The 15,128-nt window shown below is 68.0% G+C and carries 13 protein-coding genes, 1 tRNA gene and 1 riboswitch; of the genes, 3 read left to right on the forward strand and 11 right to left on the reverse strand.

The window, feature by feature from the left end; genetic code table 11:
• Positions 1 to 32: 32 nt before the first annotated feature.
• Positions 33 to 578: a DinB family protein gene (locus tag ACFTSF_RS37060; RefSeq protein ID WP_380159755.1), complete on the forward strand. Its 546-nt coding sequence runs from the start codon at positions 33 to 35 to the stop codon at positions 576 to 578.
• Here the strand turns inward: ACFTSF_RS37060 and ACFTSF_RS37065 are convergent, their stop codons facing one another.
• On the reverse strand, positions 579 to 1,556 hold the full coding sequence (locus ACFTSF_RS37065) for a sugar-binding transcriptional regulator (protein ID WP_380159757.1): 978 nt from the start codon (positions 1,554 to 1,556) through the stop codon (positions 579 to 581).
• A 31-nt stretch (positions 1,557 to 1,587) separates the two neighbouring features.
• The gene (locus ACFTSF_RS37070; RefSeq protein ID WP_380159759.1) at positions 1,588 to 3,117 is read right to left on the reverse strand and encodes a DUF4038 domain-containing protein; all 1,530 of its coding nucleotides are present in this window, start codon (positions 3,115 to 3,117) and stop codon (positions 1,588 to 1,590) included.
• 49 nt (positions 3,118 to 3,166) lie between these two features.
• Positions 3,167 to 3,300: riboswitch (FMN riboswitch) on the forward strand.
• Positions 3,301 to 3,412: 112 nt separating this feature from the next.
• Here ACFTSF_RS37070 and ribB point away from each other — a divergent pair.
• Positions 3,413 to 4,030, forward strand: a complete 618-nt coding sequence (ribB, locus tag ACFTSF_RS37075; RefSeq protein WP_380159761.1) for a 3,4-dihydroxy-2-butanone-4-phosphate synthase — start codon at positions 3,413 to 3,415, stop codon at positions 4,028 to 4,030.
• On the opposite strand, the gene ACFTSF_RS37080 is transcribed toward ribB, so the two are convergent.
• From ACFTSF_RS37080 to ACFTSF_RS37110, 7 genes are read right to left on the reverse strand one after another with little or no spacing between them, the layout of a single operon-like run.
• Entirely contained in the window at positions 4,014 to 4,979 is a 966-nt protein-coding gene (locus ACFTSF_RS37080) for a transketolase family protein (RefSeq protein ID WP_380159762.1), read from the reverse strand. The genes ribB and ACFTSF_RS37080 overlap by 17 nt on opposite strands.
• Entirely contained in the window at positions 4,976 to 5,890 is a 915-nt protein-coding gene (locus tag ACFTSF_RS37085) for a transketolase (RefSeq protein WP_380159764.1), read from the reverse strand. The genes ACFTSF_RS37080 and ACFTSF_RS37085 overlap by 4 nt, the downstream gene beginning before the upstream one ends.
• Positions 5,887 to 6,882, reverse strand: a complete 996-nt coding sequence (locus ACFTSF_RS37090) for a sugar phosphate isomerase/epimerase family protein (protein WP_380159766.1) — start codon at positions 6,880 to 6,882, stop codon at positions 5,887 to 5,889. The genes ACFTSF_RS37085 and ACFTSF_RS37090 overlap by 4 nt, the downstream gene beginning before the upstream one ends.
• A gap of 9 nt (positions 6,883 to 6,891) precedes the next feature.
• A complete protein-coding gene (locus ACFTSF_RS37095) occupies positions 6,892 to 7,788 on the reverse strand; it encodes a carbohydrate ABC transporter permease (RefSeq protein WP_380159768.1) in 897 nt (298 codons plus the stop codon).
• Complete coding sequence (locus tag ACFTSF_RS37100) at positions 7,785 to 8,696, reverse strand: carbohydrate ABC transporter permease (RefSeq protein WP_380159770.1); 912 nt, start codon at positions 8,694 to 8,696, stop codon at positions 7,785 to 7,787. Before ACFTSF_RS37100 ends, ACFTSF_RS37095 begins: the two co-directional genes overlap by 4 nt.
• Positions 8,697 to 8,699: 3 nt before the next feature.
• Positions 8,700 to 9,998, reverse strand: coding sequence for an ABC transporter substrate-binding protein (locus ACFTSF_RS37105; protein WP_380159771.1), 1,299 nt, complete (start codon positions 9,996 to 9,998; stop codon positions 8,700 to 8,702).
• Positions 9,995 to 10,891, reverse strand: a complete 897-nt coding sequence (locus tag ACFTSF_RS37110) for a nucleoside hydrolase (RefSeq protein ID WP_380159773.1) — start codon at positions 10,889 to 10,891, stop codon at positions 9,995 to 9,997. The genes ACFTSF_RS37105 and ACFTSF_RS37110 overlap by 4 nt, the downstream gene beginning before the upstream one ends.
• Before the next feature lie 116 nt (positions 10,892 to 11,007).
• On the opposite strand from ACFTSF_RS37110, the gene ACFTSF_RS37115 reads away from it, so the two are divergent.
• Positions 11,008 to 12,441 carry a glycerol kinase gene (locus ACFTSF_RS37115; protein ID WP_380159775.1) on the forward strand — a complete coding sequence of 478 codons (1,434 nt, stop codon included), beginning with the start codon at positions 11,008 to 11,010 and terminating at the stop codon, positions 12,439 to 12,441.
• Between the two features lie 51 nt (positions 12,442 to 12,492).
• Here ACFTSF_RS37115 and ACFTSF_RS37120 read toward each other — a convergent pair.
• Together ACFTSF_RS37120 and ACFTSF_RS37125 are read right to left on the reverse strand one after the other, a co-directional pair.
• A tRNA-Met gene (locus ACFTSF_RS37120) sits at positions 12,493 to 12,566 on the reverse strand.
• Positions 12,567 to 12,623: 57 nt separating this feature from the next.
• The gene (locus ACFTSF_RS37125) at positions 12,624 to 15,047 is read right to left on the reverse strand and encodes a LuxR C-terminal-related transcriptional regulator (protein WP_380159776.1); all 2,424 of its coding nucleotides are present in this window, start codon (positions 15,045 to 15,047) and stop codon (positions 12,624 to 12,626) included.
• Positions 15,048 to 15,128 lie beyond the last annotated feature (81 nt).

Below are 15,128 nucleotides of genomic sequence, written 5' to 3' on the forward strand. Positions count from 1 at the left end.
TCCAGCACCCCACTGCCAAGTACTGTCTCGGGATGGACGTTGACTGGTGTGACGAGGTGGTCGATCAGCTCGAGTCGCATTGGCAGGGGCAGCTCCGGCCGCGCCTGGATGGGCTGACCGACGACGAGTACTTCTGGGAACCGGTCCCGAACTGCTGGACTCTCAGCCGCCGCGGCAAAAGCACCGCACCGATCTCCTTCGGCGCAGGCGAGTTCACCCTGGACTACGCACAACCCCAGCCCGATCCGGAGCCGGTGACGACGATCGCGTGGCGGATGGCACACCTGAGTGTCGTGTTCGCATCGACAGGTGGTCTCGGGCGTGCACCTGTCGACGAGTGGACCTACCCGTACGCCGGTACCGCGCGCGAGGCCCTCAGCCAACTCGACCACGAGTACGAGCGGTGGATTGCCGACGTACGCGGTCTGGGCACGGAAGGGCTCTCCCGGCCGCAGGGTGCGCCGCCTGCGTTCGCCCACGCGCCGATGGCGAAGAAGATGTTGTTCACGAACGTGGAGGTCATCCACCACGGCGCCGAGATCTGTCTGCTCCGGGACCTCTACCTGCAGAAGATGTGATCAGTGGGGAGCTTCGACCAGGCGGGTGGCCATTGCGAGGTCGGTGATGAGGATGTTGACCCAGTTGCCGAGCAGGGCGGCGCGGATGGCGGAGTACTTGCGGTCGCCGCCGGCGACGCCGAGGCGGCGGGGTACGGCGAGCAGTTCTTTGGCGCTGAGACCGATCACTCGCTGGTCGAAGTTCGAGCGGACGTGGTTTCCGTCCTCGTCGAAGAAGCGGAAGCAGACGTCGCCGACGGCGCCGAGCCGGCGGAGTTCCTCCTGGTCTCGTTCGGCGACCGCGTTCCCGCTGCGCTGAAGGAGAGGCGACGGCTCGAGACTGCCGATCCCGACCATGGCGTCGGTGAGCTGTCCCCAGGTGCCCAGAACCTCGCGAACGGACTCGTCGTTCATCATCGCGCGCCGTACCGCGGAGGTTCCGACCAGTCCTGGGGCCGGCAGGTAGAGCGGCATCGCGCCGGTCAGTTCGGCGAAGCGGGCGGTGAGCCGGGTGGCCTGCATCTGAACCGCCGGGTCGCCGAGACCGCCGACGATTTGGACGACCTTGTCGACCACCGGGACGCTCTTGCGCGGCATCCGGTCGACCGCGCTGATCAGCGTCTCGCTCCAGGACGAGATCCCGATGATGTGTCCGCCGCTGAGCGTCATGTCGAGATAGGCGGCGGCGCCCGAACCGAGTGCGGGGAGGACGTCGTCAGTGCCCGCGGTGTCGACGACGACGGCGTCGCGCAGTCCGTACCGACCCTGCAACTCGTCTTCCAGATCGCTGTGGACGCCGCTCGGCATGGTCACCACGGTGTGCACGATCCCCACCTCCACGGCCTGCTTCAGCATCCGCGAGACGCGCGCCTGGGAGAGGTTCAGTTCGGTCGCGATCTGGGGCTGCCGAATGCCCTTCTCGTGGTACATCCGGGCGATCTTCGCGAGCAGCCGCAGCTCGTCGAGCCCGGGCTGACGTACCGCGCGCTTGCCGTTCACCGAGACCCCCTTCGGATCGATCAGGGTTGGACTATAGGCCAGCCAGACAGATGTACACCCGAGGTGCGCCGCCCGGGTCGGGCAGCGGATCCGTCGGAGACCTCCGTCTGCCGGTGGCGACGACCGAGCCGTCGCGAGGGTCGACGATCCGGTAGCCGAGCGGAACGGCGTCGTCGAACACCGGAACCGGGCCACCGTGTTCGCGGTAGACGAGAAACAGCCGCCCCGGTACGCCGAGTGCGCGCGCCGCGATCGCCTTCGTCCAGTCCGGCGCCATGTCCGTCGTCGGTAGCCCGGCCAGAATCCTGCTGATCATCCCGACGTACGCCGAACCTTCGAACTCGACCGCTTCGCGCCAGCCGGCTCCCGGGGCGAGGAAGTACTCCGCGTGCCCCGGCTCATCCGGGTGCAGCCGCCATTGCCAGAGGCTCGCGGCGCCGTACACGACTCCCATCGTTCCGCCGGCGCACAGATTGCTCCACGCCTCGTGGCCCTGCCACCAGCCGCTCGCCTTCCCGGTCCATCCGGTGTTCTCGTACGTCGGTTCGCCGTTCGCCACCGCCTTGACCGGCAGGTTCCGCCACATGTCCGCGACTCGTTCGGGAACGTGTTCGCCTTCGTGGCCGGTCTGGCACCACTGGAAGTCCAGCCAGTCGGCATCCTGATGGGCCTGTGGCCGGATGTGCGGCCGGTAGTGGATGCCGGTCGGCTGTTCGTAGCAGTCCCACGCCTGCACCTCTGCGCCGCCGGCGGCGATCTGCGGCTCGTCGCCGCTGCCATCGGCTCCGACCAGGTAGATCGCCGGACTGGCGCCGTACCGCGCGACGAGGTAGCGGCAGTACCGCGCGTACTCCGCCGGCGGTACGACCGGCCCAGCCACCTCGAGACCCTTCCAGCCGAAGCCGTGGAAGACCGGCTGGAGGACGGGAACCAAGTGGTGCTCGACGAGAATCCGGAGCAGCTCGTCGAGGTACTGGAAATAGCCGACCTCGAGTTCGTTCAGGTGACCGTCGCGGAGATCGGCGAAGCCGACGCCGAACCCCTCGTCCTGGGTACGGTCGAGCGGCCCGACGGCTCGCATGTCCGGCTGCACGGTCATCAGGAGAACCGCGTTGAATCCCTTCGCCTGCCGGTCGGCGGCATAGCTCCGAACCTGTTCGGGGGTCGCGCGCCAGGGCAGTGCCCAGGCGGTGTCGGCCACCAGGATCGCCGGCGTACCGTCCGCGTGCACGAGGCTGCGGCCGCCGGCCGACATCCGCCAGAAGCCGTGGACGAAGAACGGATTACGCTCGTCAGCACCCGTCGTACCGATGTCGAGGCGACCGGTCTGGCCGGTCAGCGCGCCGCCGCTGGTCCACGTCCAGGCTCCCGGCTCGGGCGCGGCGAACCGGACCCGCCAGCCATCGCCCCCGTCCCAGAACGCGGGACGCCGCAACCGGTCACCGCTCTCGTGCTCGAAGTCCACCCAGACCTCGGCCTCGGTGTAGGGAGCGGCGTGCCGGCCGGTCAGCGTGAACTCGACCTCGCGCCAGACGACCGGTTCAGGGACTGAGATGGACATGACACTCCACGGGGTGAGCGCTGCGGATAGACTGGCGGGCAAACGTAGAACACGTGCTCTGGGGTCGGTGAAATTCCGAGCCGGCGGTGACAGTCCGCGACCCGTACGCTCGCAAGAGCGTCCGGTTGATCTGGTGAAATTCCGGAACCGACGGTGAAAGTCCGGATGGGAAGACGCACGTGGCAGTCTGCGGGATGGTGTGCGCTGCCGTGCGGGTGAATCCACCCGTCGTGTCGGCGTGGCCGTCGCGGAGCTTGTCGTTGCCCCGGAGCGCCATGCCGAGAGGACAGCGACCGTGAGTTCTGTGAAGACCAGGCTGGACACCATCCAGCGAGCCGTCGACGAGATCGCGCTCGGACGGCCGGTGGTGGTCGTGGACGACGAGGACCGGGAGAACGAAGGCGATCTGACCTTCGCGGCGAGCCTGGCGACTCCCGAAGCAATGGCGTTGCTCGTGCGCTACACCAGCGGCTACGTGTGTGCACCGGCCGCGCCCGAGGTCCTCGACCGGCTCGAGTTGCCGCTGATGGTTCCGGACAACCAGGACAGCCTGCGGACGGCGTACACGGTCTCCGTCGACGCCGCCGCCGGAGTCGGTACCGGCATCTCCGCCGCCGACCGGGCGCGGACGGTCCGCGTGCTGGCCGACCCGGCGGCCCAGGCCACGGACCTGATCCGGCCCGGTCACATCCTGCCGCTGCGTGCGGTGCCGGGCGGCGTCCGGCAGCGGCCGGGTCACACCGAGGCCACCGTCGAGCTCGTCCGGTTGGCGGGGCTGCCGCCGGTGGGCGTGATCGGCGAGCTGATGAACGACGACGGCACCCTGATGACCGGTCCGGACCTGCGGGCCTTCGCCGACACGCACGACCTCGCGATGGTCTCGATCGCCGATCTGGTCAGTTTCCTGTCCTGACCAGGCGGCGGGCAGCGTCGGCGATACCGGCCGGGGACAGGCCGTAGCGATCCAGGAGATAGCCGGCCGAACCGGTCGGGGCGAACTCGGGGAAGCCGAGGATCGAGACCCGGGCCGGGTGATGCTGTACGACGGTCTCCGCGACCGCGCCGCCGAGCCCGCCACCGGACACCGCCTCCTCCGCAGTGACGATTCCGGCCGTCTCCCGCGCGGCCGCGACGACAGCGTCGACGTCGAGCGGTTTCACCGTCGGCATCGACAGCACCCTGGCCGAGATCCCCTCGGCGGCGAGCTGCTCGGCCGCGGCCAGCGCCCGCCACAGGATCGTCCCGTTGCTGATCAGGGTCACGTCGTTCCCGGCCCGGACGGTGATCGCCTTGCCCACCTGGAACTCGTAGTCGTCGGGGTAGATCATCGGCACGCTCATCCGGCTGACCCGGATGAAGACCGGCCCCTCGACCACCGCGGCCCAGCGCAACGCCGCCGCGGTCTCGATCGGATCGGCCGGGACGACGACGGTGAGATTGGCGATCGCGCGGAGCCAGGCGATGTCCTCGATCGAGTGATGCGTCGGGCCGAGTTCGCCGTACGCCACCCCGGGGCTCATCCCGCAGAGCTTGACGTTGGTGTTCGAGTACGCGACGTCCGCCTTGATCTGCTCCAGCGCCCGTGCGGTGAGGAAGCAGGAAGCCGCCGAGACGAAGGGGATCCGGCCGCCGTTGGCCAGTCCGGAGGCGACTCCGACCATGTCCTGTTCGGCGATACCGACGTTGATCAACCGGTCCGGGAACGCCTTGCGGAAGCTGTTCAGCTTGCTCGATCCGACCGAGTCGTTCACCACTCCGACGATCCGGTGATCCGCGTGGGCCAGCTCCGCGAGCGTCTCGACGTACGCGTCGCGGCAGTCGTACCGCGGCCGATCGGCGATGGACGTGTCGACGACGGTCATACCAGCTCCTTGCTGATTCGGGGTCTGCCGGCGGACTCCAGCTCCGTGAGCGCCTGCCGGAACTCGGCGGCGTCCGGGACCCGGTGGTGCCAGGCGACGTTGTTGCTCATGTACGAGATCGGATGGCCCTTGTGGGTATGGGCGATCACGAAGGTCGGCTTGCCCGGACGGAACGGTACGGCGGACAGCACGTCGAGCAGCTCGCCGTGGTCGTGACCGTTCACCTCGACCACCGCGAAGCCGAACGCCGTCGCCTTGTCGGGCAGTGGATCCAGGTCGTTGGTCTCTTTGGTGGTGGCGCCCTGCTGCAGCCGGTTCCGGTCGACGATCACGGTCAGCCGGTCCAGCTGGTACTGCGAGGCGGCCATCATCGCCTCCCAGTTGCTGCCCTCCTGCAGTTCGCCGTCACCGACCAGGACGTAGGTACGCCGCCTCGACACGTCCAGCTTTGCCGACAACGCGTGGCCGACCGCGATCGGCAGCCCGTGACCGAGCGGTCCGGTGTTGGCCTCGACGCCGGCGACCTTGCGCCGATTGGGATGGCCGTTCAGCGCGGACAGCGGCTTCAGGAACGTGGCGAGGTCCTGGACCGGCAGGAAGCCGAAGGCGGCCAGCGTCGTGTACAGCGCCCCCGCGACATGCCCCTTGCTCAGGATGAACCGGTCGCGATCAGGGTCGTCGACCCTATCGGGCGTGACGTCGAGGACGGCGCCGTACAGGGTCGCCAGGATGTCGATGGCGGAGAAGTCACCGCCGATGTGCCCGGCCCCCGCATGGTGAACCAGCTTGAGGTCCTGGATCCGGATCTGCCGGGCAGCCTCGGCGACGTGCGCCACCTGCTCGGCGCGGCTGCTGTGCAGCGGTAGCCGTCCGAGCACCGGCATCGTCGTGTGTTCGACCGTCAGCGTCATGCGATCTCCGCCATCGAACTCAGCAGCACCTTCTGCACCAGCCTCTGCGCGGCGAGTGCGTCATGCGACGCCTGCGCCGCGGCCAACGCCTCGTCATCCAGTACGTCGAGCGCGTGGTGGACCGCCTTGAGGAACCGGATCGCCTGCTTGGCGGCCTCGACACTGTCCTCGCGGAACGGGAACTGGTCTAGCTGCCAGACGCCCTCCCAGTTGTTCCGGCGCAGCGTGTGGAAGAACTCGAACGTCTCGACCAGGTGGACCGAACCGACCACCATGTCGTCGTCCCAGCCGCGCAGGTTGTCGTTGACATCGATCGCGAACAGCCGGCCGTAGTCGATCGCCAGTTGCGCGGCGTCGGCCGGTGTCTCCTGCCCGTACAGCGAGTGGCCGAAGTCGAGCAGGATGCCCAGGTTGGGCAGGCCGATCTTCTCGATCCCGAGCAGCGTGCGGGCCACGTTCGGGAAGATGATCTTGACCCGCGGCTCGCGCGGCTTGTACTCGATCACGAAGTTGATGTCGGGATGCGCCGACACCAGTTCCTTCAGGCCGTCCAGGGCCAGGTTCCAGATGTCGTGGTAGTTCACCTGGAACGGGTAGTCCCAGCCGTCCTGACCGGGCCACAGCTTCACATAGGAACAGCCGAGGTCCTTCGCCAATTCGGTTGCCTGATGCAACAATTCCATCGCCTGCTTGCGGATGCCGGGATCCGGGTTGGTGAGCGAGCCCTTGACGAAGTCCCGGGTGTAGATCTCCGGCGTGATCGCGATCGCCTTCAGGTTGTTGCGGGCCAGCGCGGCCCGCACCTCGTCGAGGGTCCCGTCGTACCCGGCGAACGGCCAGTTCAGGTCGACCACGGACAGGTCGCCGACGGCACCGGCGCGGTCGATCTGTTCGAGCAGACCGACGGGTTCGCCGTACCCGTCCGTGGCATAGCGGTCCTTGTAGGTGGCGAAATGCCAGATACCCGCGCCGAAGACCGGCAGGTCAGTCATGGTGGATTCCTATCCTTTGAGAGAGCCGGCGGTGAGGCCGCCGACGATCCAGCGCTGCAGCAGCGTGTAGGCGATCAGGATCGGTACGACGGCGATCAGGATGCCCGCCGCCAGACCGGTGTTGTTGTTGGCGAACTGGCCCTGGAAGTTCAGCAGCCCGACCGGGATCGTCTTGTTCGCATCGGAGTTCAGCAGGATCAGCGCGAACAGGAACTCGTTCCAGGTCGCCACCGCATCCAGGATCGCCACCGTCACCAGCGCCGGTGTCGACAACGGCAGGATGATGGTGAAGAAGATCCGCCAGTCGCCCGCGCCGTCGACCTTGGCCGCCTCGATGATCTCGTCCGGGATCTGCCGGAAGAACGACTGCAGCACCAGCACCTCGAACGGGATACCGAAGGCCAGGTACGGCCCGATCAGGCCGAACAGGCTGTCGGTCGCGCCGGCCGAACGCATCATGATGAAGACCGGGACGATCGCGATGTAGATCGGGATGGTCAGCCCGAGGAACACCGTGAACATCACCGTCCGGCGGAACTTCATCCGCAGCTTGGCCAGCGCGTACCCGAGCATCGCCGAGATCGCGACGCCGAGCGGCACCTTCAGCAGCGCCAGCAACGCGCTGTTGCGATAGGTGGTGGCGAAGTTGCCGATCCCCCAGGCGTCCTTGAAGTTGGTCCAGGTGAACGTGTCCGGCCAGGACAGCGGCCCGTTGCCGATGAAGTCCGCCAGCGGCCGGACCGCGGTGATCACCAGCAACGCCAGCGGCGAGATCCAGAAGATCGCCGTCACCGCGAGCACCAGGGTCATCACCAGGCCCTTGCGGCCCTTGGACGGTTGCTTCACCGGAGCTGGGCCGGCCGGTACGACGGGGGCTTCGACCCGGACCGGGGCGATCGAGGTCATGACGCCTCCCTGGTCTGCGACCGCACATAGGGGATGCCGACAGCGATCGCCACCAGCGTGATGACCACTGCGATCGCGGTTCCGTAGCCGGCCTGGTAGTACTGGAAGACGTTGGCGTACATCCAGGTTCCCATCACCTGCGTCGCCGTACCGGGACCGCCGTACGTCATCGCGTAGATCATGTCGAAGACCTTGAACGAGTCGATCAGCGACAACGCCAGCACGATGTAGTGCGCCGGTCGCAGACTCGGCATCGTGACGTGCCAGAACTGTTGCCAACGGCTCGCACCGTCCACCGTCGCGGCCTCGTAGAGCTCGTTCGGAATTCCTTGCAGGGCAGCCAGGTAAAGCAGCATCGGGAAACCGGTCCGCAGCCAGATGGCCGGCACCATCACCGCCCACAGCGCCGTCGAATCCTGCCCGAGCCATGGTTGCGCCAGGCCGTCGAGCCCGATCATCCGCAGCAACGAGTTGATCGCGCCGTACTGCGGGCTGTAGAGCCAGCCCCAGATGCTGGCGATCGAGACGAGTGGCAGCACCGCGGGAGTGTAGAAGATCAGCCGCAGGATCGGCTTGCCGTGCACCTTGCCGTTCAGCGCGATCGCGAGTGCCAGACCGATGACGGTCGGCACCGCGATCGTCACCACGGTCCAGATCAGGTTGTTCCGGACCGCCGTGACGACCACCGGATCGCTCGGCATCTTGAAGTAGTTCTCCAGGCCGACGAAGTTGTAGGTCGCGCTCAACCCGTCCCAGTCGGTCAGGCTGAACCACAGCGACGACAACGCCGGGTACACCAGGAACCCGACGTACACCACCAGGGCGGGCAGCGCGAAGAGCCAGGGCGACCACTTGCCGCCCCGCTTGGGTTTGCCCGGCGGAGCCTTCGAGAGCGCGACGGTTGCCACGACTCAGCCCTTCGCCCAGGCGGAGACGATCTCCTGCATCTTCTTCGCTGCTGCGGCCGGGTCGACCTTGCCCTGCAGCAGGTCGCTCTGCACGCTGAAGTACTGGTCGGCCTGCTTCTTCGGGAACGCCTGGTCCTGGATCGTGTAGAACGGATGATCGCCGGCCGTCTTCGCCCACTCCGCCGACAGCGGCAGCGTCTTCGCGTCCGGCTCCGCGCCCTTGACCGTCGAAGCGGTGATCTGCATCGCCTTCTGCGCCGCCGGCTTGGCCAGGAAGTCCAGCAGCTCGGCGGCCTTGTCCGGGTTCCCCGCCTTCGCGTTGATCATGTAGCCCTCGACGAAGCCCGAGTGCCGCACGGGGTTCTGATCCGTCGGCAGCTCGAAATTGCCGAAGGCCGACGGACTCTTCTTCGCCGCGAGAATCGCGTTCGACTCCGTCCAGGTCCCCGCGATCGTGTACGCCGCCTTGTCCTGGACGTACCAGGGCTCCGTGTCGGCCGGGTCCAGGCCCAGCGCACCCTGCGGGAGCCACTTCTTGTCCTGCCACTTGCGGAACAGCGTGAACGCCTCGACCACCTCGGGCCGGTCCCAGCTCTCGGCGCCGGTCAGCAGTTTGTCGTGCAGCTCCGGCCCCGCGGCGTGCTCGAGCAGGTACTCGAACAGCCGCATGATGTGCCAGCCGTACTTGCCGCCGGTGGCGAGCGGAGTCACCCCGACGGCGACGAGCTTGTCGTTGATCGCCTCCAGCTCGGCGTAGGTCTTCGGTGGGCCGCTCACGCCGGCCTTCGCGAACAACGACTTGTTGTACCAGGCACCGATGCCGAGTGACGAGAACGGCAGGCCGGCCTTGAAACCTTCGAAGGTCATGGCCCCGATCGCCTGCTCGTTGATCGAGCTGTCCCAGCCGAACTTCGAGTAGTACGGCGACAGGTCCAGCGCCTGCTTGGCCTTCGCGAACGGGCTTCCGATCTGACCGCCCCAGATCCGCCAGATGTCCGGCCCCTTGCCGCCGAGCAGCTGGGTGCGCAGCTTGTCCGGGTACACCGCCGCGCCCGATCCCGGCAGGCTTTCGACCGTGGTCGTCGTACCGGCCTGCTGGTCGAACGCCTTCAGCTGGGCCTTGAACATGGCGATCGTCTCGTCACCCTCGTAGGTGAAGACGCGCAGGTTGTTCGACGCCGCGGCGGTGGCGCCGCCGGCGGTGGACGCGCCACCGCCGGTACACGCGGACAGACCGACGCCGACCGCGGCGGCGGACGTGAGACCGAGGAAGCCCCGGCGGGTGAACGAACTACCGGTCATGACGTACTCCTTTGGCGGGCAAAGCGGCGGATCTTGGCGAACATGTCCTCGAGCAGGAACCGGACGTCGACCTGCTCGCAGACCTTGATGGGGTTGTCGGTGCCGGGCTGGTACCAGCCGTCGGCCCCGAACCGCGGCGCGGGCCGGACCCGCAGGGCGCCGCTGGCCGGGTAGAGCATCAGGGCGATGGCCGGCGAGTCGCCGAGGGAACGGGACTCGATCGGCTCGCGGTGGTAGGTGGCGTTCCAGTCGTGCAGCTGCTCGATCAGATACTTGCCCAGGGCACCGGCGTCGCCGATCTTCTCGTCGAGCTCGGCGTAGCTCACCGACACCTTGCTGTACACGTCGCTCGGCACCTGCCAGACGGTGATGCCCGACCCGAACACCACGTTGGCGGCGTGGATGTCGTTGGACAGGTTGAACTCGATCCCGGGCCACCCCGGCGCGAGGCCGTCGTACCCGCGGCCGCCGATCCAGATCACGATCACCTCGCGGTGCACGATCTCCGGGTCGAGCAGGATCGCCGAGGCCATGTCGGTCAGCGGGCCGAGGAACGACACGAAGAGCGGATCGCCCTCGGACGCCAGCTTCGACTCCTCGATGATCAGTCGCGCACCAGGTGAGTCCAGCGGGGTCTGCTCGTCCGGGATGCCGGTCGGCGCGCCGTTCGCGACCGGCACCTTCCCGGTCAGGTCGAGCAGGTCGAGCAGCAGGTCGACCTCCTCGCGGGACTCCTCCATGCTGCGGTCCGACCGCAGGGTGCCGAAGTGTGCGGGCACCAGCCCGCGGATGTCGAACGTGGGCGACAACAGTCCGTGCACGATCGCGAACTGGTCGTCCGCCTCGTTCTTGGCGTCGGTGTTGATGATCACCCGGCGTCTGCTCGGCTTCATGGGCTTCAGTCCTTGAATAGATATTCACTACCGCATAAACTGTCGCCCCGAGTGTCACTGCCCCGCTAAAGTCCCGTCAAGGGCTCAGTGGAAAGTTGCCGGAAGGGGCGCGGTCGATGGTGGCGCGAGCAGAGGCTGTCCTGGCTGTCGATCAGGGCACCACCAACTCGAAGGCGGTTCTGGTCGGTGCGGACGGCGCCGTACTGGGCGCAGGCTCTGCGCCGGTCCGGCTCTCGACCCCTCAGCCTGGCTGGGTCGAGCAGGATGCCGACGACCTCTGGAGCAGTGTGCTCCGCGCTGTCGAACAGGCGATCGCGATGGCAGATTCAGTCGACCTCGTGGGGATCGCTCTGTCGACGCAGCGTGAATCGGTCGTCGCATGGAGTCGTCGTACCGGGCAGGCGGCGGCGCCCGTGATCGGCTGGCAGGACGTGCGGACGGCCACCTGGTGTTCGCAACTGCCCGCCGCGGTCGACAAGCTGGTCCGCTCGCGCACCGGGCTGCGGGTCGACGCGATGTTCTCGGCGCCGAAGCTCAACTGGCTCCTGTCCTCGCTCGGCCCGGCCGAGCCGCGCGTCGGCACCGTGGATTCGTGGCTGATCCATCAGCTGACCGGTGGGGCTGAGCACCTGACCGAGGCCGGCAACGCCGCACGGACCCTCCTGTACGACGTGATCGAGCTCGACTGGTCCACCGATCTCCTGGACGCATTCGGGGTGCCGCGGTCGGTGCTACCGGAGGTGCGCGCCTCGAATGCCGGCTTCGGGACCACCGCGGGTGTGCGCGGACTGCCCGACGGGATCCCGATCGTCGCCGTACTCGGTGACTCGCACGCTGCGCTGTACGGCCAGGGGTGCCGGTCGGCGGGGATGGTCAAAGCGACGTACGGGACAGGTTCATCGGTGATGACGCCGGTCGAATCGTTTGTGCCGGACGGATGCACCTTGGCCTGGCTGACCGAGCGGCCGGTCTACGCGCTCGAGGGAAACATCGTCTCGTCAGGTGCGGCACTGGCTTGGACCGCCCAGCTACTCGGCCTGCCCGACGTCGGGGCGGTCGTCGAATTGGCTGCGACGGTGCCCGACGCGGCCGGCGTCGCCTTGGTGCCGGCGTTCGCCGGGCTTGGAGCACCGCACTGGGACCGCACCGCCCGGGCCGCCATCAGCGGGATGAGCACGGCCACCACCCGGGCGAACGTCGCCCGCGCCTGTGTCGACGCGGTCGCGCACCAGATCTGCGACATCACCGATTGGATCGGTGCGACCGGCGTACCGCTGCGGCGGCTGCGCGCGGACGGCGGGGCCACGGCGTCGAGCCTGCTGATGCAGACCCAGGCCGATCTGCTCGGCTGCCCGGTGGAGGTGGCCGACGTCGCCGAGATCTCAGCACTCGGTGCGGCCGAGCTCGCGTGGACCGCCCTTGGCCGGACGACCAGTTGGGCTGAGCAACGACCCACCCGAGTCTTCGAACCCACCCTCGACCGGACCAGCCGCGAGGTGCGTCGCGCCCGCTGGGCAAGCGCCGTCGCCGCGGTCCGAGCACCCGCTTGAGCATGCAGAAGGCCCTCTGACCAGTCTCCTGGTCAGAGGGCCTTCGGAAAGTAGCGGGGGCAGGATTTGAACCTGCGACCTCTGGGTTATGAGCCCAGCGAGCTACCGAGCTGCTCCACCCCGCGCCGCTTTCTTACGTTCGTAAGTCTAGGCGATGGCCGGTGAGCAACCAAATCGGGCCCTCACTGGGACAGGTGCCGCTGGGTGACCCACTGGGCGACATGGACCCGGGACGGCATCGCCAGCTTGCGCATCACGTGCCGAACGTGGTTCGTCGCCGTCCACTCGGCGATGCTCAGCCGGTTCGCGATCTGCCGGTTCGTCAGCCCGTTCGCGACCAGTACGACGACCTCCCGTTCACGCGCGGTGAGCGACGTACCGTGAAACACGTCGCCGTTCGAGTCGAGGCGTTCCGTCCGGGCGGTGTCGTGGGTCCAGGTGGGTTGCGCGACCAGTCCGGCGTCCTCGTCGAGCAGGGCTGGCAGCGGGAGCGTCTTCCCCCCGATGCATGCGTTCTCGAAGGCCACTGTCCCCAGTCGTTGCCGCAGGTGCTGTAGCGCGCGGTCGACGTACGTCAGGATCTCCGCGCACGCGTAGCTCTGTGTCTCGGCCCGGATCGAGCCTGCGGCTGCGAACAAGCGGACGGCGGACTGATCTGTCGGTGGCCGGCGACGACCGGCCAGCACCAGGCCCAGTGCCTCCAGAGCGAACGGCGTGCCTGGGTGGGCGTCCATCTCGACCGCCTCTGCGGCCACGGACCGGCAGATCCGTTCGGCCTTCTGCTGATCGCCGCGCCGGAACGCCATCAGTCCGGCCAGCGCACGGACGCAGCGGGCGTTCCAGTCGTCGCCGTCGTCGTCCATCAGCGGTAGCGCGAAGCTGATCGCCTCGTCGATCTCCGACATGTCTCCGCGGCGCATCGAGATCATGGCTAGGTCGATGAGCACCAGAGCCGCCGCCCGCGGCGCCTCGACTGCCTGCCACAGCGACAGGCTCTGCTCACACAGCCGCCGGGCCTCAGCCAGATCGCCGCGGACCCGAGCGAGATTCCCCTGGCAGTTCAGGGCCGCTGCCTCACCGGCGACCTCACCGAGGTCGTGGAAGGCCGCGATCGCCCGGCGCTGGTAGACCTCAGCGGAGGCGTACTTGCCGAGCGCCATCGCCAGTACGCCGGCGGCGTGGAATGCCTCAGCATTGAGCCTGCCGACCGACCCGTCCCCCAGCGTCTCCTCCAGCATCTGCAGGCCTTCGCTCCAATGGCCCTGGCTGAACATGAATCGCCACATCCCAGTTGCGAGTGTGAGCGCAGCATCTGCATCGCCGCGGGTGCACAGGTGCCGGTACGCCGCCCGCGCGTCACCCAGGTCCGACCTGAGCCGGCGAACGTACGCAGTGAGCCGTCCGCCGCGCAGATCGCGCCCCGCGTCAGCGACCAGTCGCAGGACGTACTCGGCGTGCCGGTCACGCACCTCTCGTTCGTCAGCGGCGGTCCGCAGCCGTTCGACGCAGAACGCCCGCATCGTGTGCAACTGACAGAACCGCGGCTCACCGTCCGCGCCGACAGACGAGGACAGCATCCCCTTGTCCAGCAGGGATTCCAGCAGTTCCTCACCGCGAGCCTGAGCAGCCGGTACGACGGCCACCATGGCCGCCGTACTGAATTCGCCCGCGAAGACGCCTAGCCGGATGAGCAGGTCGCGCTCCTCCTTGGTCAGCAACTGGTAGCCCCAGTGGATCGCCGCCCGCATGGACTGATGGCGGAGCGGTACGTCGGTCAGTTCGAGACGCAGGATGTCGATTCCGTCGCGCAGCCTGGCCAGCAGAGCTGGTGGACCGAACAGCCGGAGTTTCGTCGCGGCGAGTTCGATGGCCAGCGGCAGTCCGTCGACCAGCCGGCAGATCTCGGCCACGTCGCCTACGTTGTCGTCGGTCAGCGCGAAGTCCGGTGCGACGGCTCGGGCGCGCTGCACGAAGAGTGCGATCGCTGGACTCGCCGCAAGCTCGGCCAGCGGTGCGCGCGAGGAGGGTGCCAGCAGCAGTGGCCGGACCGGGTACAGCCGCTCACCGTAGATCTGCAGCGGCTGGCGACTCGTGGTGAGTACCCGCAGACCGCGGCAGTACGACAGCAGACTGGTCAGCAGGTCGGCGACGCCGTCCGCCAGGTGCTCGCAGTTGTCGAGCACCAGCAGGAGCTCGCGATCTCGCAACCCGTCATGCAGGTTGTCCGGCGTCCGGAAGCTGTTGTCGAACACGGCCCGGCAGGCCACCGTAACCGTGGCGGCGAGCTGGCTCGGCTCGGACAGCGCTGCGAGCTCGACAGGCCAGGCGCCGTCCCGGAAACCGGCCCGCACGTCGCCGACCACCGCCTGAGCCAGCCGGGTCTTACCAGTACCGCTGGGGCCGGTCAGGGTGACCAGCCGGGCCGCTCCTTGGAGGATCTGCCGCAGTGCGGCCCGATCCTCGTGCCGGCCGACCAACTGGTTGGGCGGGTGCACGCCGACCGCCCACGCTGCGGCCGCCGGACCGATGCGTTCCGAGGAACCACGCCCGCCGGCCTGTGGATCGCCTGGCAGGCCCAGGCCTGCCATGTCACGTTGCCTGGCCACGAGTGCCTCCAAATCCAGGCCTGTGCCTGGAAACTCGAACGACCGTTTCATCACACTCGGTGAGGCTATCCCCACGCTGGG

The organism is Kribbella sp. NPDC056951 (assembly GCF_042674205.1).
GTDB lineage: Bacteria > Actinomycetota > Actinomycetes > Propionibacteriales > Kribbellaceae > Kribbella > Kribbella yunnanensis.

What these genes read in the sequence shown, in the direction of transcription:
- ACFTSF_RS37060 (WP_380159755.1), top strand. Translation starts at nt 33, where the DNA reads ATGGACGTTGACTGGTGTGACGAGGTGGTCGATCAGCTCGAGTCGCAT.
- ACFTSF_RS37070 (WP_380159759.1), bottom strand. Translation starts at nt 3,117, where the DNA reads ATGTCCATCTCAGTCCCTGAACCGGTCGTCTGGCGCGAGGTCGAGTTC.
- ACFTSF_RS37080 (WP_380159762.1), bottom strand. Translation starts at nt 4,979, where the DNA reads ATGACCGTCGTCGACACGTCCATCGCCGATCGGCCGCGGTACGACTGC.
- ACFTSF_RS37085 (WP_380159764.1), bottom strand. Translation starts at nt 5,890, where the DNA reads ATGACGCTGACGGTCGAACACACGACGATGCCGGTGCTCGGACGGCTA.
- ACFTSF_RS37090 (WP_380159766.1), bottom strand. Translation starts at nt 6,882, where the DNA reads ATGACTGACCTGCCGGTCTTCGGCGCGGGTATCTGGCATTTCGCCACC.
- ACFTSF_RS37095 (WP_380159768.1), bottom strand. Translation starts at nt 7,788, where the DNA reads ATGACCTCGATCGCCCCGGTCCGGGTCGAAGCCCCCGTCGTACCGGCC.
- ACFTSF_RS37105 (WP_380159771.1), bottom strand. Translation starts at nt 9,998, where the DNA reads ATGACCGGTAGTTCGTTCACCCGCCGGGGCTTCCTCGGTCTCACGTCC.
- ACFTSF_RS37110 (WP_380159773.1), bottom strand. Translation starts at nt 10,891, where the DNA reads ATGAAGCCGAGCAGACGCCGGGTGATCATCAACACCGACGCCAAGAAC.
- ACFTSF_RS37115 (WP_380159775.1), top strand. Translation starts at nt 11,008, where the DNA reads ATGGTGGCGCGAGCAGAGGCTGTCCTGGCTGTCGATCAGGGCACCACC.